Below are 20141 nucleotides of genomic sequence, written 5' to 3' on the forward strand. Positions count from 1 at the left end.
CAGCCACCATCCAGACTGGGTTCTTGACATTAGTTACACATGCAACTAGGTTAGTTGCATGTGTAACTAATGGGTCGGAATCCATGCCTGGAGCACCGGCCAATCGAGCAAAAAAGGGAGGGCCAGATGTCCGATTTATTTGAAAACCCCATGGGCCTCGACGGCTTTGAATTTGTAGAGTTCACCGCACCTGAAAAGGGTGTACTGGAAACCGTGTTCGAAGCCATGGGTTTTAGCAAAGTCGCTCGCCACCGCTCCAAGGATGTGGAATTGTGGCGACAGGGTGACATCAACTTTATCACCAACTACGAGCCGGATAGCCACGCTTACTTCTACGCCCAGGAACACGGCCCCTCGGCCTGCGGGCTGGCATTTCGGGTCAAGGATGCCAAGTTCGCCTACGAGGAAGCACTGCGCAGAGGCGCCCAGCCAGTGGCGGTGAATACCGGGCCTATGGAACTGCACCTGCCCGCCATCAAGGGTATCGGCGGCGCCACCCTGTACCTTATCGACCGCTATCAGGAAGGCGAAACCATCTACGACATCGACTTCCACTGGCTCGAGGGCGTCGACCGGCACCCGGAGGGTTGCGGCTTCCACACCCTGGATCACCTGACCCACAACGTCTATCGCGGGCGTATGGAGTACTGGGCCAATTACTACGAAAAACTATTTAACTTCCGCGAAATCCGCTACTTCGATATTAAAGGGGAATACACGGGCCTGCTGTCTAAGGCCATGACCGCACCGGACGGCAAGATCCGCATTCCCCTCAATGAAGAGGCGGCCGGCGGTGGCGGCCAGATCGAAGAATTCCTGATGAAATACAACGGCGAGGGTATCCAGCATATCGCCTTTGCCTGCGACGACCTGCTGCAGTGCTGGGACCGGCTCAAGGGGCGCGGCATGGAATTCATGACCCCACCGCCGGACACCTACTACGAAATGCTGGAGGAGCGCCTTCCGGACCACGGCGAGCCCACCGGCGAACTGAAATCCCGCGGTATACTGCTGGACGGCACCACCGAAGGCGGACAGCCAAGGCTGCTGTTGCAGATCTTCTCCGCCAATATGCTCGGCCCGGTGTTTTTTGAATTTATCCAACGCAAACAGGACGAAGGTTTTGGCGAAGGCAACTTCAAAGCCCTGTTCGAATCCATCGAGCGCGACCAGTTGCAGCGCGGCGTGATCGGCGACGACAAAGCAGAGACGCCCAAGGCCTGATGGCATCCGCGATCCATTGACAGGAACAGAGACCATGATCAAGCGCATACACCATGTGGCATATCGCTGCCGCGATGCCAGGGAGACGGTGAACTTCTACCGCGACCTCCTGGGCATGGAATTTCAATTGGCCATCGCCGAAGACCGGGTGCCCTCCACCGGGGCGCCCGATCCCTACATGCACGTGTTTCTGGATGCGGGACAGGGCAATGTGCTCGCATTTTTCGAACTGCCCAACTCACCGGACATGGGCCGCGACGAAAACACCCCCCAGTGGGTGCAGCACATCGCGCTGGAAGTGGAAACCATGGATGTACTGATGGAGATGAAGCAAAAACTCGAGCAGGCGGGTATCGAGGTACTGGGCCCCACCAACCACACTATTTTCCAGTCTATTTATTTCTTCGATCCCAACGGCCACCGCATCGAGCTGGCCGCCAACACCGCCAAGCCCGGCATGCACCAGGAGCTGAAGCGGGTCGCGGAAGATATGCTCGAAGAGTGGTCCCGCACCAAAAAAGCGCCCCGTCACGCGGCCTGGATGCACGGCCAAGAGGAATTCAAACCAACACAAGCAGGGGAGGCAAAGTGAAATTAGCCAGTCTCAATTCCGGCCGCGACGGCCAGCTGGTAGTAGTATCCGAAGACCTGAGCCGCATGGCTCCAGCCGGGGACATAGCGCCCAACTTGCAGAGCGCCCTGGACGACTGGAGCCAGGTCTCAGGGCAGTTGGAGGCGCTCTACCTGAAACTGCAAAGCGGCGCCATTGAGGGGCAGCCCTTCGACCAGGCCCAGTGCGCCTCGCCTTTGCCGCGCGCCTATCAATGGGCCGACGGCAGCGCCTATGTGAATCACGTCGAACTGGTGCGCAAGGCGCGCAACGCGGAGGTACCGGCCAGCTTCTGGACCGATCCCCTGATGTACCAGGGCGGCTCCGATACTTTCCTCGCACCCCGCGCCCCCATCGTCACGCCCCAGAGCGAAGGCTTTGGTATCGATTTCGAAGCGGAGATCGCCGTTATCACCGACGACGTACCCATGGGCGTATCCGCCACCGAAGCGCTGGGGCATATCAAGCTGGTGATGCTGGTGAACGACGTGTCACTGCGCGGCCTGATCCCCAACGAACTGGGCAAGGGATTCGGCTTTTACCAGTCCAAGCCGTCCAGCGCCTTCTCCCCCATATGCGTCACCCCGGACCAGTTGGGCGACAGCTGGCAGGAGGGCAAACTGCACCTGCCACTGGTGTCGGAATTGAACGGAGAAGTCTTCGGCAAACCCAACGCCGGTGTGGACATGACCTTTCACTTCGGCCAGCTGATCGCCCACGCCGCCAAGACCCGTCCCCTGGGTACCGGCACCATCATCGGCTCCGGCACCGTGTCCAACAAAATGGACGGCGGTCCCGGCAGGCCGGTGGCCGAGGGCGGTCACGGCTACAGTTGTATCGCCGAGATCCGCATGATCGAGACCATCAACAACGGTGGACCCAAGACACCCTTCATGGACTTTGGAGACCGTATCTCCATCGAGATGTTCGACAAACACGGCCACTCCATCTTTGGCCGCATCGATCAGCTGGTCAGCAAAGCCTGACCCTCAGCGGCCAGGGAAGGCCGCGCCGCACCCGCCCGATACTGCGGGCCAGCCCCGCCTGGCCTGAAAGGGCCGCAAGTGAGTTTCTGCGACTTGCCCCAAGAAGCAGACCCCCAGACCTCCCTGGCGCACAGCCCAGGCCGACCGAGGGCCACCAGCCCACTCCACCGGTGACACAGTTCCGGTTGTCGAATTTTATGTCATCTATGAATATTCCCCTGGTGGGGAATTTGTTAGGATATTGTCATCTGAATCAGTGCGAACCGAAATGGTATTTTACTGTTTTACCATGATTTCAAAGATAATAGCTTGACGGAGGCACCATGAAATCCAACTGCCTGCACCTGGCCATTCCCGCCGGGGATCTCAACAAAGCCAAAACCTTCTACTGCGATGTGCTCGGCTGCAAAACCGGCAACAGTGAAGAGGGACGCTGGGTCGATATCGATTTTTGGGGCAATGAGCTGACCTTGCACCAAAGTACCGAAAAGCTGCCGAATGTGCGCCACGACGTCGACATGGGCGCAGTGGCCGTACCCCATTTTGGCATTCACCTCCCGGACGACCAGTTCCAGGCACTCAAAGGCCGTATCGAGGCCGCTGGCCTGCAATACCTGGATAAGCCCTACCGCCGTTTTGTGGGCAGCGAGTATGAACAGGAAACCTTTTTTATTGAAGACCCAAACGGAAATGTACTGGAAATGAAATCCATGGTGAATCCGGAGGTCATGTTTCTACCGGTGGACCACGACTGAGCCGGAAGCCCGATGGATCACTGGCGGGCAACAGCCACACAAAGGTTCCTTAGGGCCTGTGGCCCCAGTCATTTATTGGCTTCTCAGCTTTACGCCGGCAATAGTGACCACACGGGCGGCACTGTCTGCGGCCCCCGCGCCGTCCCTCACCCTAAGGGTGATTTCGTAACGGCCACCGCGGGTATAGCGGTGCAGTGCCCAACGCCCTCTGCGCTGCACGCCATCGCCGAAATCCCAGTGGTAACTGAGCCTGCTATCGCCGCCATAGTGGCTGCGATCCTCAACCCATACCCAACGGAAAAAGCGGCGCAGTTTGAAATCCGCCCGCAGCGGAACTACGCCCTCATTCACCTCGACAATCTGCTCTACCCTGGACACGGCACCCCGCTCGTCCTCCACCTGCAAACCTACCCGGTAGGTCCCGGGGGCATTGAAAGCGTGGCTGGGGTTTTGCTCGCTACTGGTTGCACCGTCACCAAAATCCCACTGCCAGCGCACCAGCACGCCATCCATATCTCCACTGTGATCGATGAAATGGAGCACAAGCCCCTCTGCCTGCCAGGTAAAAGCCGCCGAGGGCGCCAGGTTGTCCTCCCCCAAATCCAGCTCCACCAATACCGGATCGTGATCCGATGCGCGAAAAGGTCCGGCGGAGTAGAGGTCTTCCAATTGTGCGGCGGTCTTGTACTCGGTGTTGTAGTCCAGCACCCGCGGCTCGTCGGCATTGACAGGCCAGGCCAACGCCCCGGTCACCAGCGGCGCCAGCGCAGGGTTTGCCAGTGCATAGTCCAGATACCCGGACTGGCCGTCAAAGACATAGGAATAAGCTTTTCCCCCACCATACTGCGCAAGCAGGTCCGTATAACCGGCAGCCTTCAGGGCGGCTATCGGGTTTTCCCGCGCGTAGCTGTTGAGGTCTCCCAGCAGCAGCACCCGATCGATACCGGTGCCGGCCGGGTCAGACTCTATCCAGCCCGCCAGCGTATCGGCCGCCTGGGTGCGCAGCTGGTTCCAGCAACCCTGGCCATCGCCCTGGTCATCGTTGATGCCGCCGTCCCCGGGGCAGCCTCCCTTGGACTTGAAATGGTTCACCACCACCGCGAAGCGCTCGTTGGAAGGCAATTCCGCAAACCCCTGCAACAGCGGCTGGCGATTGCCGTAGTCGAAAGGGTAATCCGCCAGAGTCACCGCCCTGCCCACCGGCACCAGTCGATCGTCGCGATAAATCATTCCCACGGCAATGGCATCCCCACCCAGCCGGTTGAGTTCCGGTCGCACCAACCGGTAACTCCGGCCACCGCTGGCACTGTTGAGCCCATCCACCAGATCCCGGATCGCACTGTCAGCACCGTAACCGTCGTTTTCCAGCTCCATCAAACCCACCAGGTCCGCGTCCATGCGCAGAATAGCGGCGATGATCTTGTCCCGCTGGCGTTCAAACTCCCTGGGCGTGTCGGCACCCCGCGCCGCGGGAAAACCACCACCCTGGCCGTCGCCATTGAAATAATTCAGCACATTGAAACTGGCGATCCGCAGACTGCCCACGCCGGGCAGGACGGACACCTGCTGCCGTGGGTTTACCGGGGAGAATTGCACCGCTTCCACCGGGTGTACCCGATAGGCGCCGAAGCCATAGGCCATAACCCCCGTCAGGCCCGCCAGGGTATCGCCACTGCGCAGCGAATTGTCGGCGCTGAGGCCCGGGGGCGGATAGGGCAGCTGGTCCGGATTTTCTATCCCTGAACCATCGTCCAGCAAAATCCGGTTCAGCTGGTTGGCCGCCGCCTGCGCCACCGCCGCGGCGCCCGGCTCATTGCCGTGGGTGGGGCTATAGCGACGACCGTGGGACAGAATCACCTCGCCAAAACGGCCCAGGTTGTAGTGGCCGTTCACAGTAAGGTTCTGGGGAAACTTAACCAGCATCCCCTCAAACCGCTCCGGCGCATCAAGCGAGACAAACGGCATCTGCACAGGGGCAGCCGCCACCTGGTAACCGCTGCCGCAAACATTGATACCATCCACCTGCCTCAGCTCGGTGAAACCGTAAAATTCATCGACGGTGCCGCCCACCCGTACCAGGTCCCCAAGCTGTACCTCCACACCGAATGCATTGTCGTAGACAAACAGCCCTTCAGACGTGGTATCCAGTCCGTCCCGATCGAAGTCCTCTTCCTGCAAAAAAAAACCGGCCAGGCCGGTCACCGGGTCCTGGAAGTCCCCGACCACCACCGCTTCCACTTCATGGCGCTCACCTCGCAGGGGGCTGGCGGGGCCGGAACCCTGCACCTGACTGATGGGAGTGGCGGCATCTCCACAGTCTCCCAGCACAATACCGCCACCCTGGCTGTGCCGGCCCAAATTGCCAAAATTGTCCTGGCCCGCACTGAACCACTCCGCCGCCGGATCGAAACCACTGCTGCCATCGCTGCGGCCAGTGACCACATCGGGCTGGCGCACCAGGGTCTGATTCCGGGTACCGATAACGCTTGTGCCCCACTGGCTGCCGGGATCACTACCCACCTCACCGATCACATCCACCCAACCGTCGGGCCCGGTGAGGAGCACCGCATCGTCGCCATTGAACAGGCCACCGGAATAGAGCTGGTCCGCCTCCGCCAGCACCGTCGCGTCGGCATCGCCGTGGGCCAGTACAAATACCTCACCGTCGCCCAAGCTACCCTCGAGCGCGATGTTTGCCGCCGCGGACTCGGAGCCGTTAAAGAACACCCGCACCGAGTAACCGCTCAGGTCCACAGGGAAGCCGCTGCCATTGTAGATTTCCAGCGCCTTGTTGTTACCACTGCCCTCGATGTACTCGGAAATAATAAGGCCACTGGCCTGAGCCTCCACAGCCAGTTGTGACAGACCCAGGACCGTCAGCGCAGCTGAACCCAGTTTTTTCATCGTCCAGGACTCCCCTTGTTCCGCCTTCCGGCAAATGGCACAAAGGGTGGCTCGGAATTTCTAAGCTTCGATGAATAAACAATGAATTTTTTATGTCCCCACTACTGGGAACAGGAAAGCAAGTTATGCCGTGGAATAGGTTGGGAAAGGCAAGCGTCGGAATTATTTGTTGTCAGAGCGCATTGACAGGATCAAAGTGTGTTATCAGTTCCGCAAGCAAGAAGATCGATTACCCGTCATGCACTAATGGAAGAGATCCAGAAAACGATTAAAAACTAAATATCTCACGTTATATCGGCACAGCCTGAAGAGAGGATAGATTTGAAAACCGTCCACGATGAGCTGGTTGCCTCGGAAGAAAAAAAACAAGAACGCAACTCTCCACCCTAACGAATCCTTGGCAGAACCGGGACTCGTTGCGCTACCGCCTGCAGAAATAGATTGATTCGGGGTGCTAGCTTTCTCGCTGCTTCATGGGTTTACAAAAAGAGGGCTCTCTATATCCTTTCAGGTCAACTTATCGGGCCTTTGAATTTTTTGGTGGCCGGGTTTCACTCCCAATCCGGCCAGCCTTTCTGAAAATGGCACACTTACTGTTTGAATCCTGCGCCTTCCAGCGTGAGCAGGCGCGCCTTCAGGGACAACCCGCCGGCATAACCCGTAAGACTGCCATTGGCACCGATCACCCGGTGGCAGGGTATGATCACCGCCACCGGATTGGCGCCGTTGGCCCGGCCCACCGCCCGAATGGCGCGGGGCTGGCCCAGCAACTGTGCCTGCTGGCCGTAACTGCGGGTCTCGCCGTAGGGAATTTGCAACAGGGCGTCCCACACACGGCGCTGAAAATCCGTACCCGGGGGTGCCAGCGGTAACTGGAACTGGCGCCTCTGTCCGGCGAAATATTCCCGCAGCTGCTGCGCGGCCAGCTCGGTCAGTTCCGTAGCACCGGAACGCCAGTCGTCCTTTGGACACAATGGGCGTTGCGCATCGTAAAACTGTACGCTGACCAACCCCTTCGGACCGGCCGCAACGGCCACTTTGCCCAACTCGGTGCTGTAACTCTTAAAATAGATCATTCCCCCACCCCGGATTTCAGTGATTGCCACAGTAAGATGGCACCGTAGGCCCGCCAGGGCCGCCAGCGCTCGGCCCGCGCCAGGGCCTCTTTGGGTTTAGCTTTTTCGCCGGCGCTGCCCAGGGCCTGCAGTATGCCCAGGTCCGTGGACGGAAAGGCGTCCGGCATGGAGAGTCCCCGCATGGCGATATATTGCGCGGTCCAGTCGCCAATGCCCGACAGGGCGGTAACCTGGGCACACCAGTCCTCCAGGGAGGCATGGGTAAAGTTCAGTCGCCCGGCGACGGTTGCGGCCACGAAACTGCGCAGGGTATCGGCGCGGCGCCGCGTCAGCCCCAGGCCGGCAAAATCCGCCCGCGCCAGCTGCTCCGCGCCGGGAAACAATCGGCGTTCAACGCCCGTATCGTCCACAAAGGACTCCCCGTAACGGGCTGCCAGACGCCCCGCCAGGGTGGTGGCTGCAGCCACACTGATCTGCTGCCCCAGAATCGCCCGCAAGGCATTCTCGAACGGATCCCAGGCACCGGGCAGGCGCAGCCCGGGGGCCAGCTTCAGTTGCCGGGCCAGTAACGGATCGCCACCCAGCACCGAGCGAATCTGCTCGGAATCTGCGTCCAGGTCGAACAGGCGACGCAGGCGCTGGTTGAGCGCATACAGGCCGATGCCCCCCTCGGGACCGCCGATCTCCACCACCAGCCGGTGACGGGCCGCGTCATTGGATACACGCACCACCCCGCGACAGCCATCCAGTGCGAAACTGCGCAGATAGGCATCGCCCTCCACCTGTTCCACGCCGGTGACGGCGCGGGCGCGGAAAAACGCCAGTAACTGCTGCCAGTCCAGCGGCGGCCGGTAATCGAGATACAGCCGCACCCCTGTGCCCTGGCCCAGACCGCCGGTGCGGCGCACTTCCGACGGTGTGCGCCGGTAGACCTGCTTAAATACACCGTTGAATCGACGCAGGCTGTTGAAGCCGGATGCGTAGGCAATATCAGCGACCGGCAGACTGGTGTCGCGCAGCAACCTACAGGCGAACAGTGCTCGCTCCGTCTGCCACACTGCCAGCGGGCTCACCCCCAGGTGTTCGGCAAACAGGCGGCGCAAATAGCGGCTGCTGACGCCGAGGCGCTCCGCCAGCCTCTCCACCGACTGGGGCTCCCGCTCGCTGCGCATCAATTTCAGCGCCCGCTGCACCGTGGTGGACACCAGTCCCCAGGCGGGGCTGTCAGGTGCCGAGTCCGGCCGGCAGCGCAGACAGGGCCTGAAGCCCGCCTCGGTGGCCTCCGCCGCTGAGGCGAAGTAAGTGACATTCCGCTCCAGTGGCGCCCGCGCCGGGCAGATGGGACGGCAGAAAATGCCAGTGGTTTTCACCGCAGTGAAAAAGCGCCCGTCGAAACGCCGGTCGCGGGCCAGGCGCGCGCTGGAACAGACTGCGGCTTTGAGTTGCATCGGAAGTCCCCCGTTTCAGCCCCGCAGTTTAGGGGTATCCGGAAGGATGCACTAGTCAGAAACGGAACTGGCAGTTAGGGCCTGTGGCTGCAGGAGGCGGTCGGCAAAATACCGGGGATGCGGACGGAGGTGAAAATCCACCCTGGGCTCTGATAACAAATTACGGTGCTCAGTCGCGCCCATAATCGTCGTCGAAACGCACTATGTCGTCCTCCCCCAGGTAGCTGCCGCTTTGAACCTCGATCAGCTCGATGGGTAGGATACCGGGGTTGCTCAGGCGGTGTTTGGCGCCGATGGGGATATAGACACTCTCGTTTTCCGACAGCAGGATTTCCTCACCATCCCTTTCGACCACCGCGGTGCCGGAGACCACGACCCAGTGCTCGGCGCGGTGGTGGTGCATTTGCAGGGACAGGCTGGCGCCGGGATTTACCGTGATGCGCTTGACCTGAAAGCGCGGGCCGCTGCCAATAGCGTCGTATTTTCCCCAGGGACGGACCACTTCCCGGTGGACTTTGTGCTCCTCTCTTCCCGCTGTTTTGATTTTGCCGACGATGGCCTTGACTTCTTGGGCCCGCGCTTTGGGCGCCACCAGGGTGGCATCTTTGGTATCGACAATCACCAGGTCCTCCACGCCGATGGCGGCCACCAAATGGTCCTCGCCAAACACCAGGGAGTTTTTGCAGTCCTCCATGATCACATCCCCCAGCACGGCGTTGCCCTCCCGGTCCTTGTCCAGGGCCTCCCACAGGGACGACCAGGACCCGACGTCGGACCAGCCGCAATCCAGGGGCACCACATACCCGAGCCCGGTTTTTTCCATCACCGCATAGTCGATACTGTCCTCTGGAATAGCGGCCAGATCACTTTTCTGCAGCTTGATAAAATCGCTCTCGATTACAGCGTTGCGCATGGCCAGCGCAGAACCCCGGGCGATTTCGGGTGCATGTTGAGCCAGCTCCCGCAGGAGTGTACTGGCGGCAAACAGAAACATACCGGCATTCCAGTAGTGGTTGCCGCCGTCGAGATATTTCCTGGCGGTTTCGATATCGGGCTTTTCCACAAACCGGGCGATTGCCTGGGGACCGGGGCCCCCTCCGCCGGTTTTTTCGATATAGCCATAACCGGTTTCGGCGCTGGTGGGCACTATACCGAAGGTGACCAGGCCGCCGTTGCTGGATTGCTCCAGGCCCAGGTCGATCGCGCGGTGAAACTGATCCACATCTTCGAGTAAATGATCGGCGGGCAGCACAAGAAGGTTGGCATCTTCGTTTTCACACGCCACCGCATTGGCGGCAAATGCGATGGCGGGGGCGGTATTGCGCCCCAATGGTTCGATAATCAGGGTGACACGATCGAACCCCACCTCTCTGGCCTGCTGGGCAACCATGAAGCGATGGTGTTCGTTGCAGACAATGATGGGGTCGTCGAAGCAGCGGACCCGCTCCAGGGTCTGCTGGAGCATGGTTTGCTCGCCGGTCAGGCTCAACAGCTGCTTTGGTAGCATCCTGCGGGACTTGGGCCACAACCGGGTGCCGGAACCACCGCACAAAATGACCGGTCTGATCGTTTTACTGTTCACCCTCAAGTCACCCTCAACCTCAGTTCTTTGGTCGCGTTTTCCCGCGGCCGACTAAATTATTTCGCCAATTCAAACAGGTTCGACAACCTTAAATGTACCGGTCCGTCATAGAAACAAAACCAGCAGCTTACTCACCCTTTTCACCGCACTACTAACCATTGCCGCAATCCAGCCTTTACGATGTTACTTCAGGTGCAATCGCTCTAGCAGGTTATTGAAAAAGCCCTCCCTGGCTTTCCTCAACGCGGGTTTGCGGCGCATGTCCGCAAACCCTCCGCGACAAATCAAGCAGTTACACGCTTGATTTGCGACCCGAACATCCCTGTTCGGGACAGCAGGCTGTTGACAAAGTGTTTTTCAACAGCCTGCTAGGACAATCCTATCGAAATCAGGGTGGTTTACCGGGCCGACTCACGGAAAGCCATCGCCGGCTGGACCCTCGAGAGAGAAACAGGCAGTCCATCATTGATGCTTGGCGTACACAGCCTGACCGTCGAGAAATGGGGATACGATCAAACAGGGATAACGCCTTAGCAGATCCATACAAGGACGGTTACTTGTATCAGATTTTCACATAGACGGCCCGACAATGCCTCTACACAGGGCTAGCCCGGCATTGTATCGCTGGGACCCGGTTATGCAACTGAGATTCCATGGCAACTGATGGGGATAGAAGTGGCGGGCCTACCTGAACAAAATATAACCAAGTCAGCATCATTTGCTGCCCTCGGATATTTCCGCTCAAAGGGGAAAAAAACACTCCATGCTGCAAAAGTGTGGACTCTCAAGCACATTAATCTGGTTATTTTCTGATCGATTCGAACTTATTGTAATCCCCAAACTCTGATGGGCGCCCTATTTGAGTCACCGGATAAAGCCGAATAAAACAGCCCCTTGCGCCTGTTATTAACTGGGGAACTCAATAAGTTGCCGGGTTAATCTGACACGGGGATATGCCACCACTGGGTGGGAGCCAGCGCAAACTCTCGAAAAGCAAGGGCTCCCGCTTATAGGTTGAAGAGTACGCTGGTGGCCACTCCGACGATTTTGCAGCCTCGGTCGATAGGGATTGGCATATAGGCCGGGTTGAGGGATTTCAAATAACGGTTGGGCCCATCGATCACCAGCTTTTTGAGCGTGACTTTTTTGTCGCCTTTCAGCCTGGCGGCCACTATGGAACCATTGTCATAAGCGCCATCCGGATCGATGATGGCGATGTATCCCTCGGGAATGGAAAGGCCCGTCGGGGAAGTCATGGTATCGCCTTCCACCCGCAGGGCAAATGCCTGTGGGCCTGTGTGGATAGCGGTGGTGATATGTGTCTCGGCTTCGCTGGCATGGCGCTTGTCCGCCGCACTTCCCCAGACACCCGCGCGTACAGATGAAATCAGGGGTACCCGCCAACACCCGCCCTTTTCCGGCGCGTCGTTGGTATAGGCGAGCGGCGTTTCCCGGATGACATTGCCCCCGGTGTCCCCTTTGCTGTCCGTGAAATAGGCCACGGATTTTCCCAGCGTCGTGGCGAGCGCTTCCAGGGTTTCCGTGCGGGCATCCACCTCCGCGCGCAGGATACGGCCGATGGTGGTCTGCCCCACTCCGCTGCGCTTGGCCAGTGCCGCCTGGCTGGACAGGGCACTACTTTCGTTCATGGCCCGGCGCAACCGCGTGGCGATTCGCTTCCGCAATTGAATTTTCATGGCTGCATATTGCCATATATGGCTAACCATGTATGGCTTGACAGGCAAGCCCAATATGGCTAACTTAGTCGCAAACGGGGGGCTCCGATGGATACTGGTGGCGACTTGCTTGAGAAAGTCAGGGCGCAGCTGCAGGAGCGCCGGGGGCAGTGGCGGCAAATTGCCGCCTGCTCCGGCGTGCCCTATTTCACACTGGCCAAAATCGCCAGTGGCGTCACGGAAAATCCGCGTTGGCGCACCCTGTCACGGCTGTCGAAACAGCTGGCCCAGGAGCCGCCCTCGCCACCGTGAACGGGAGCGTTTTATTACGCGAAGGTTGACGCAAAACAGGACAAATAATTGTCGGCGACTGGTGCCCTGCCTGCGCCCCGGGCAAAGGCAAGTCCTACCTTTCTGAGGCAACGTAAAGCCAGCGGCGCCAGATTTGCGTGCAAAGGATTGCCACTACAGATTAAGGCGGCGTTATCGCCGCTAACGGGTTTTATTTTTCGTTTATGGCTTTATTCTTAAACGAATTTTTTCGAGTGGACGGGATGGGGCGACACCAGCTCAAGCGTGTGACAGCCGGGAGAGACCGGCATTGAACAGTGCGGCCACCCGCAGTGCGGGGCAGAGTAACCACGCGGGCGGTATCCGAAGGCACGACACGACCGCGTGACACTCTGCCTGGCTCGCGGAGAAACAGTGCCAAGGGCTATAGCCCCGAGCCGGTGGAAGGCCGGCACCTAATCGGTTACTGAAAAAGCCCTCCCTGGCTTTTCTAATCCCTTATCCGCCGGAGTGCGGGGCTAACGGAGTTAAAAAGCCACCGCAACTTCAGGCACAAAAATCCCCGCGTACATTGAACGCCCGTCTCAAACGGACGGATAACCCTTACGGGATTATTTCTTGCCTTTCTTCATTGCCGCCGCCAGCAGATCCCCCATGCTGCCGCGACCACCAGTCTGGTTACCTTTTTGCTGGCGGTTACTCTGCTTGTTATACCGCTGCGCCTGGCGGTTCTCACGCTGGTCACCTTTCCTGATAGCACCACTGCCCTGTTCGCCGGGCTCGTCGGACAGGCGCATGGAAAGGCCGATGCGCTTGCGCGCCACATCCACTTCCATCACTTTCACTTTGACGATATCGCCGGCCTTGACCACCTCATGGGGATCCTTGACGAATTTTTCGGAGAGCGCGGAAATGTGTACCAGGCCGTCCTGGTGTACACCGATATCCACAAAAGCGCCGAAGTTGGTGACATTGGTGACGGTACCTTCAAGCACCATGGAGGGGCGCAGGTCCTTGATGTCCTCCACGCCCTCTTCAAAGCGCGCTGTGCGAAATTCCGGGCGCGGGTCGCGGCCGGGTTTTTCCAATTCGGCGATGATGTCGGTGACCGTGGGCACACCGAATTTCTCGTCGGTATAGTCCGCCGGGTTGAGCCGGCGCAGGAAACCGGAATCGCCGATCAGGCTGTTGATCTCGCGGCGGTTTTTCTCGGCGATGCGTTTCACCACAATATAGGATTCCGGGTGTACGCCGGATTTGTCCAGGGGGTCGTCGCCATTATTGATGCGCAGAAAACCCGCGGCCTGCTCGAACGCCTTTGGTCCCAGGCGCGGCACTGCCATTAACTGTTTGCGGTTTTTAAAGGCGCCGTTCTGGTCCCGGTAGCTGACGATATTGCCGGCGATGGAGGCCGTCAGCCCGGATACCTTGGCCAGCAGGGGTGCGGAGGCGGAGTTTAGCTCGGCGCCGACACCGTTCACGCAGTCCTCCACCACGGCATCGAGGGAGCGCGCCAGCCGGGTCTGGGAGACGTCGTGCTGATACTGGCCCACACCGATGGACTTGGGCTCAATTTTCACCAGTTCCGCCAGCGGATCCTGCAGGCGACGGGCAATGGAGATAGCCCCGCGAATAGTCACGTCCAGGTCCGGAAATTCCCGCGCGGCAAATTCGGAGGCGGAGTAGACGGAGGCGCCGGCCTCATTCACCACCACCTTCTGTGCACCGAGCTGGTACTGCTTGATGGTCTCGCCGACAAATTTATCCGTCTCGCGGCTGGCGGTGCCGTTGCCGATGGCGATCAGGCCCACATCGTATTTCTTGCACAGGGCGGCGATCACCGCAGCGGATTCCTGCTGGCGGTTCTGCGGCGGGTTGGGGAAGATGGCGGTGTGATCCAGGATTTTGCCGGTGGCGTCCACCACCGCCACCTTGACCCCGGTGCGCAGCCCCGGGTCCAGCCCTATGGTGGCTTTTTGTCCCGCCGGCGCCGCCAGCAGCAGGTCTTTGAGATTGCGGGAGAATACCTGAATGGCCTCCTCCTCCGCCTTTTCCCGCAGTTCACCCAGCAAATCGGTTTCCAGTGTGGTGAGCAGCTTGATGCGCCAGGTCCAGCGCACCACTTCCCCCAGCCACTTGTCCGCTGGTCGCCCCTCGTCGCTGATATCGAAGTGCCTGGCGATCATGGTTTCGCAGGGGTGGCCGGCAGTGCCCCCCGCTTCTTCCGGCAGCCCCACGCTGATGGCCAGTATGCCCTCGTTGCGGCCGCGGAAAATCGCCAGGGCGCGGTGGGAGGGTACCCTGGACCAGTCTTCGGCGTATTCGAAGTAATCCCGGAACTTGGCGCCCTCCTCTTCCTTGCCCTCCAGCAACCTGGCCTGGACCTGGCCGTCGCGCTTGAGAAACTCCCGCAGCCGGCCCAGTAACTCGGCGTCTTCGGCAAAGCGCTCCATGAGGACAAATTTGGCACCATCAAGAGCCGCCTTGATGTCCTTTACTTGTAGGGAGGCGTCCTCGTGTTCGGGGTTCAGGTACTGCTGCGCTTCCTCGTTCGGGTCCAGGTTGGGATTGCCAAACAGCGCGTCCGCCAGGGGTTCCAGGCCCGCGCTGATGGCGATCTGGCCCTTGGTGCGACGCTTGGGCTTGTAGGGCAGGTAGAGGTCCTCGAGGCGGTTTTTTGTGTCGGCGGCGCCAATCCGGGCAGACAGTTCCGGCGTAAGCTTACCCTGCTCGTCGATACTGTTGAGGATGGTGGCACGGCGATCCTCCAGTTCACGCAGATAGCGCAGGCGTTCTTCCAGGGTACGCAGCTGGCTGTCATCCAGCGCCCCGGTGACCTCCTTTCGGTAGCGGGCGATAAAGGGCACCGTGGCGCCCTCATCCAGCAACGCCACGGCGGCGGTCACCTGTTGTGGGCCTACATTGAGTTCTTGTGCGATTCTGGTGTTGATATCCAACATTTTTCTGGTCTACATCCATTCAGTCAGTGGCGGGTCTTCGCGATCACATGCCGGCGCGTGGGAGCGCACCGACGGCAAATTCAAGGGCGGCATTATGCGCGAGGCGCCGGCGCGGAGAAAGGTTTGCGACCAGCCGCAACTGCCTGCGGCGGACGGGGCTTCTCTTGCCAGGGAACTCCGGTAAAATGTGCCACTAGATTATTTTTTAACCAGTACGGGTCTGTATCCGGGTAGAGGGTGTGTGTGAAAATTTCTAACAAAAACAAGGTTCTGGCAATTGCTTTGGCGATAGGGCTGGTTTCTATAGGACTAGTGCTGCTCCTGGCCCCAAAACCGAAGGAAAAAGTTGCCAAAGAGGTAGTACCACCGGTGGCCGACGTGGTCTATGTCACCCCGGGTCGCCAGACACTGCTAGTGCCCAGCCAGGGGTCAGTGCGCGCGCGGCATGAAATCGAAGTGGTGGCCCGCGTGGGCGGCACCATCCAGACCGTCAGCGACGCCTTTGTACCGGGCGGTTTCTTTGCCGGAGGGGAGAAACTGCTGCAAATCGAGGCCGCCGACTATGAGCACCAGTTGACCCGCGCGGAATCCCAGCTGGCCAACGCCAAGTCCACCCTGGCACAGGAGCAGGGACGCGCCAAGCAGGCCAAGCGCGAATGGCGCAACCTGGGCAGTAAGGAGGCCAACGCCCTGTTTCTGCGCCAGCCACAGCTGTCCGCCGCCGAGGCCGCAGTCTCGGCCGCCCGGGCCGATCGCGACCAGGCCAGGCTGGATCTGGAGCGCACCCAGGTGCGCGCGCCCTTTGCCGGCCGGGTGATGGAAACCTTTGTGGACCTGGGCCAGTATGTGACCCCGGGAACCAGACTGGCGAAAATCCACAGCACCGATATCGCCGAAGTGCGGCTGCCCCTCACCGACCGCCAGCTGGCTCTGCTGGACCTGCCCCTGGGGCAGTCCATGGACAATGGCCCGGCGGTGCGGCTGACCGCCCAGGTCGCCGGGCGCGAGCGCCAGTGGCGCGGCCGGCTGGTGCGTACCGAGGCCAACATCGACCCCAACAGCCGTTTTGTGTACGCAGTGGCCCGGATCGACCGCCCCTATGAGGGCTCAGCGCCGCTGGTCAACGGGCTCTTCGTCGAGGCGGATATCGCCGGCAAGACCTTCGACGACGTGATCCGCCTGCCGCGGCAGGCGCTGCACGAGGGGGACCGCCTGATGGTGCTGAATGCCGAAAACAAACTGCGCTTCACACCGGTCGAGCTGTTGCAGGCTGTGGGGGAAGAGGTGTGGCTGCGCGGAGACGTTGAGCCGGGCTCGCGGGTTATAGTGTCCAGCCTGGGCTTTTCCCGCGAGGGGATGGCGATCACCGCCAACCCATTGAATGAAGAATCCACCGGTCTGGCGCTGGGCGAGGGGGTAGCGACGGATGGGCCCGCCGCCGAAGAGGCGGTCAACAGCAGAGCCGGTGCCGAGGGAGCGCGATAATTATGCAGGGCATCATCAGTTGGTTCGTCCGCAACAGCAAGGCCGCCAACCTGCTTATGATCATGATCATGGTGGGCGGGGTCTTCGGTATCATGCACATAGGCCGCGAGGTGTTCCCAACCCTCAATCCCGGCATAGTGCGGGTCAACATCAGCTACCCGGGCGCCGGCCCGGCGGAAGTCGAACAGCAGGTCACCCAGCGGGTGGAGCAGGCGATTTCCGAGGTGAAGGGCATCAAGGAAGTGAATTCCTGGTCCCGCCGCGGCCAGAGCACCGTCGAGATCCAGTCGGTGGATGGCTACGACGAGCTGCGCCTGCTGAACGACATCAAGGTGCAGGTGGACAGCATCAACACCTTCCCCTCGGATATAGAGCGGCCGGTGGTCGCCCTGCAGGAGTGGGAACAGCAGATGATGATGATCGCCATCGGCGGTCCAGTCTCCCCCCACCTGCTCAAGGACACGGCGCTGGACTTGCGCGACAAATTGATACTGCTGCCGGGCGTACGCCGCGTTGACGTCTGGGGCGATCGCGCCGACGAGGTCTCGATCGAAATTTCCGAGCTGGACCTGCGCCGCTACAACCTGAGTTTTGACGATGTCGCCAACGCCGTGCGCAGCTCCTCCCTGGACCTGCCCGCCGGCATGGTGCGCTCCGACCGCGGCGACATCCAGGTACAGACCCGCGGCCAGGCCTACACCGCCGATGACTTCGCGCGCATACCCCTGCTGAGCCGCGCCGACGGTACCCGCCTGCTTCTGGGCGACGTGGCCAGCATCCGGGACGGCTTCGAGGAAGAGGGGTCGCTGATCCGCTTCAACGGCAAACCCGCCATGAACCTGCGGGTCATGCAGGGGGAACCCCTGGACGTGGTGGCCACCGCCGAGCACATCAAAAACTTCATGGCCGAGGCCCGCGAGCAGTTGCCGCCGGGCATGGAGTTCGAGGTCTGGTTCGACTTCTCCAAATCCTACGAAGGCCGCATGGAACTGTTGGCCAGCAACGCCCTGGGCGGACTGCTGCTGGTATTCCTGCTGCTGATGCTGTTTCTGCGCCCGGCCCTGGCCATCTGGGTAACGGTGGGCATCGCCACTGCCTTTATGGGCGCCTTCTGGCTACTGCCGGTGACTGGCGTAACACTGAACATGCTGTCCCTGTTCGCTTTCCTGCTGATCCTCGGCATAGTCGTGGACGATGCCATCATCGTCGGCGAGGCGGTCCACGCCGCCCACGACCGGGGAGAGACGGGCCTCGCTGCGGCGGAACAGGGAGTGAAACAGGTTTCCTCCCCGGTGATTTTCGCCGTTGTATCCACCATGGTCTTCTTTGTGCCCATGCTGTTCCTGCCCGGCGTGACTTCGCAGATGATGCTGTCCCTGCCGGTGGTGGTACTACTGTGCCTACTTTTCTCCCTGGTGGAATCGCTGTTGATCCTGCCCGCCCACCTGGTGGGTATGAAACCGGAAAAACAAGCCAGCTCAGGCTTTGGCCAATGGCTACAGAACCTGCGCGGCCGTTTTGCCGGCGCCATGAAAACAGCGGGCGAAAAATACTATATGCCGCTGCTGCAAAAGTCCCTGAGCAACAGCCGCTCCACAGTGACCATCTTTGTATTGGCGCTGTTTCTCTCTATCGCCGTCTTTGCCGGCGGCTACATCGGCTCCGGCTTTTCCCCCAGGGTGGCGTCCGACCTGTTGCAGTTGCGCACCACCATGACACCGGGCGAATCCTTTGCCGAGGCCAAGCGGGTCATGGAGCAGTTTGAGCGCGCCGGGGAAAAACTGGCCGAGGACCCGGAAATGCTGGAGATGAACGACGGCCGGCCGTTCATACAAAACACCATGGCGTTTTTGTGGCGCGGCAATGTCACAGTGCTGCTGCAATTGGTCGATGGCGAGCAGCGGGATGTCACTTCCGAAACGCTGGCGCTGCGATGGCGGGAATATATTGGCGAGCTGCCCGCCAGTGTGGATGAAATGAACATCCAGCACACCATCAACGACAGTGGCTCCGGGATTTCCTTGAACCTGAGTACGGCGTCGGGCAACATGGACGAGTTGCGGGCCGCCGCGGACGCGGTAAAAGAGGCGCTGGACGGCTTCGCCGGGGTTTACGACGTACGTGACAATCTGGTCAGCGCCCGCCGGGACATCGAGATCCAGCTAAAACCCAACGCCACCAATATGGGCATCGGCCTGGCCGATGTGGCCAGACAGGTGCGCCAGGGGTTCTACGGCGAAGAAGTGCAGCGCATACCCCGCGGCCGCGAGGACGTGCGGGTGATGGTGCGCTACCCGCAGCAAGAGCGCGCCAGCGAGGATCAGATAGACCGGATACGCATCCGCACCAACAACGGCGAAATTCCCTTTAGCGCCGTGGCCGATGCAGTCTATGTGCCCGGCTATACCACCATTCGCCGCCACGACCGCGAGCGCACGGTGCGCATCAGGGCGGAACTCACCCCCGGCACGGCTTCGGCCCACGAGATTCTCAAGCAGTTGCGCGAGAACAATGTACCGGGGTGGGAAAAGCTCTACCGCGGTTTCACCCTGCAAACCGCCGGGGAGATGCAGGAGGAAGAGGAGTTCAACAGCGCTATCATCGCTTTCTTTGTCCTGTCGCTATTCACCATCTACGCCCTGCTGGCCATCGCATTCCGTTCCTATTCGCAGCCGCTGCTGATACTCACCGCAGTCCCCTTCGGTTTCTTCGGCGCGCTGGTGGGCCACCTGCTGCTGGGGTACGACATCAGTATCATGTCCATGCTGGGCTTCCTGGCCGCGGCCGGCGTGGTGGTGAATGACAACCTGGTACTGATGGACCGCATCAACCAGTTGCGCAGCCAGGGTATGGCCGTTATGGACGCGGTGATCCAGGCCGGGCGGGACCGCTTCCGGCCCATTATCCTCACCTCCATCACCACCTTTGTGGGTCTGGTGCCCATCATGTTCGAACGCTCCATTCAGGCCCAGTTCCTGATTCCCATGGTGGTGAGTCTGGCGTTTGGTGTCCTGTTCGCCACCGCGGTGACATTGATCCTGGTACCAAACCTGTACAAGGTGATAGAGACACTGCGCAGCAAAATGCGCAGCTGGCGCGGTCTGGGGGAACTGCCGGTCGGCCACGAGAACGCCTGACGGTTGA

At 60.3% G+C, this 20141-nt stretch carries 13 protein-coding genes; 7 read left to right on the forward strand and 6 right to left on the reverse strand.

What is annotated here, in order from left to right:
* Positions 1–126: 126 nt before the first annotated feature.
* From hppD to AB1S50_RS06945, 4 genes are all read left to right on the forward strand, one after another.
* On the forward strand, positions 127–1224 hold the full coding sequence (gene hppD, locus AB1S50_RS06930) for a 4-hydroxyphenylpyruvate dioxygenase (RefSeq protein WP_367149797.1): 1098 nt from the start codon (positions 127–129) through the stop codon (positions 1222–1224).
* A gap of 34 nt (positions 1225–1258) precedes the next feature.
* The gene (locus tag AB1S50_RS06935) at positions 1259–1816 is read left to right on the forward strand and encodes a VOC family protein (protein ID WP_367149799.1); all 558 of its coding nucleotides are present in this window, start codon (positions 1259–1261) and stop codon (positions 1814–1816) included.
* Positions 1813–2820 carry a fumarylacetoacetate hydrolase family protein gene (locus tag AB1S50_RS06940; protein WP_367149800.1) on the forward strand — a complete coding sequence of 336 codons (1008 nt, stop codon included), beginning with the start codon at positions 1813–1815 and terminating at the stop codon, positions 2818–2820. Before AB1S50_RS06935 ends, AB1S50_RS06940 begins: the two co-directional genes overlap by 4 nt.
* Before the next feature lie 323 nt (positions 2821–3143).
* Positions 3144–3575: a VOC family protein gene (locus AB1S50_RS06945; RefSeq protein WP_367149801.1), complete on the forward strand. Its 432-nt coding sequence runs from the start codon at positions 3144–3146 to the stop codon at positions 3573–3575.
* A gap of 72 nt (positions 3576–3647) precedes the next feature.
* Here AB1S50_RS06945 and AB1S50_RS06950 read toward each other — a convergent pair whose 3' ends face one another.
* From AB1S50_RS06950 to AB1S50_RS06970, 5 genes are all read right to left on the reverse strand, one after another.
* Positions 3648–6479 carry an ExeM/NucH family extracellular endonuclease gene (locus tag AB1S50_RS06950; RefSeq protein ID WP_367149802.1) on the reverse strand — a complete coding sequence of 944 codons (2832 nt, stop codon included), beginning with the start codon at positions 6477–6479 and terminating at the stop codon, positions 3648–3650.
* A gap of 590 nt (positions 6480–7069) precedes the next feature.
* A complete protein-coding gene (locus tag AB1S50_RS06955) occupies positions 7070–7555 on the reverse strand; it encodes a methylated-DNA--[protein]-cysteine S-methyltransferase (protein ID WP_367149803.1) in 486 nt (161 codons plus the stop codon).
* Positions 7552–9003: an AlkA N-terminal domain-containing protein gene (locus AB1S50_RS06960; protein WP_367149804.1), complete on the reverse strand. Its 1452-nt coding sequence runs from the start codon at positions 9001–9003 to the stop codon at positions 7552–7554. The genes AB1S50_RS06955 and AB1S50_RS06960 overlap by 4 nt, the downstream gene beginning before the upstream one ends.
* Positions 9004–9172: 169 nt before the next feature.
* Positions 9173–10585 (reverse strand): mannose-1-phosphate guanylyltransferase/mannose-6-phosphate isomerase, encoded by a 1413-nt coding sequence (locus AB1S50_RS06965; protein ID WP_367149805.1) that lies wholly within the window; start codon positions 10583–10585, stop codon positions 9173–9175.
* 1007 nt (positions 10586–11592) lie between these two features.
* On the reverse strand, positions 11593–12282 hold the full coding sequence (locus tag AB1S50_RS06970; RefSeq protein ID WP_367149806.1) for a LexA family protein: 690 nt from the start codon (positions 12280–12282) through the stop codon (positions 11593–11595).
* Between the two features lie 87 nt (positions 12283–12369).
* Here AB1S50_RS06970 and AB1S50_RS06975 point away from each other — a divergent pair, with 87 nt between their 5' ends.
* Positions 12370–12573, forward strand: coding sequence for a hypothetical protein (locus AB1S50_RS06975; RefSeq protein WP_367149807.1), 204 nt, complete (start codon positions 12370–12372; stop codon positions 12571–12573).
* 590 nt (positions 12574–13163) lie between these two features.
* Here the strand turns inward: AB1S50_RS06975 and AB1S50_RS06980 are convergent.
* Entirely contained in the window at positions 13164–15512 is a 2349-nt protein-coding gene (locus tag AB1S50_RS06980) for a Tex family protein (RefSeq protein WP_367149808.1), read from the reverse strand.
* Positions 15513–15755: 243 nt separating this feature from the next.
* Between AB1S50_RS06980 and AB1S50_RS06985 the strand changes: the two genes are divergently transcribed.
* Positions 15756–16997, forward strand: a complete 1242-nt coding sequence (locus AB1S50_RS06985; protein ID WP_367149809.1) for an efflux RND transporter periplasmic adaptor subunit — start codon at positions 15756–15758, stop codon at positions 16995–16997.
* 2 nt (positions 16998–16999) lie between these two features.
* Entirely contained in the window at positions 17000–20134 is a 3135-nt protein-coding gene (locus tag AB1S50_RS06990; RefSeq protein WP_367149810.1) for an efflux RND transporter permease subunit, read from the forward strand.
* The last annotated feature ends 7 nt before the right edge of the window (positions 20135–20141 follow it).

Source organism: Microbulbifer discodermiae (assembly GCF_040742695.1).
Taxonomy (GTDB): domain Bacteria; phylum Pseudomonadota; class Gammaproteobacteria; order Pseudomonadales; family Cellvibrionaceae; genus Microbulbifer.

What these genes read in the sequence shown, in the direction of transcription:
- AB1S50_RS06980 (WP_367149808.1), bottom strand. Translation starts at nt 15,512, where the DNA reads ATGTTGGATATCAACACCAGAATCGCACAAGAACTCAATGTAGGCCCA.
- AB1S50_RS06955 (WP_367149803.1), bottom strand. Translation starts at nt 7,555, where the DNA reads ATGATCTATTTTAAGAGTTACAGCACCGAGTTGGGCAAAGTGGCCGTT.
- AB1S50_RS06935 (WP_367149799.1), top strand. Translation starts at nt 1,259, where the DNA reads ATGATCAAGCGCATACACCATGTGGCATATCGCTGCCGCGATGCCAGG.
- AB1S50_RS06975 (WP_367149807.1), top strand. Translation starts at nt 12,370, where the DNA reads ATGGATACTGGTGGCGACTTGCTTGAGAAAGTCAGGGCGCAGCTGCAG.
- AB1S50_RS06970 (WP_367149806.1), bottom strand. Translation starts at nt 12,282, where the DNA reads ATGAAAATTCAATTGCGGAAGCGAATCGCCACGCGGTTGCGCCGGGCC.
- AB1S50_RS06950 (WP_367149802.1), bottom strand. Translation starts at nt 6,479, where the DNA reads ATGAAAAAACTGGGTTCAGCTGCGCTGACGGTCCTGGGTCTGTCACAA.
- hppD (WP_367149797.1), top strand. Translation starts at nt 127, where the DNA reads ATGTCCGATTTATTTGAAAACCCCATGGGCCTCGACGGCTTTGAATTT.
- AB1S50_RS06945 (WP_367149801.1), top strand. Translation starts at nt 3,144, where the DNA reads ATGAAATCCAACTGCCTGCACCTGGCCATTCCCGCCGGGGATCTCAAC.
- AB1S50_RS06960 (WP_367149804.1), bottom strand. Translation starts at nt 9,003, where the DNA reads ATGCAACTCAAAGCCGCAGTCTGTTCCAGCGCGCGCCTGGCCCGCGAC.
- AB1S50_RS06990 (WP_367149810.1), top strand. Translation starts at nt 17,000, where the DNA reads ATGCAGGGCATCATCAGTTGGTTCGTCCGCAACAGCAAGGCCGCCAAC.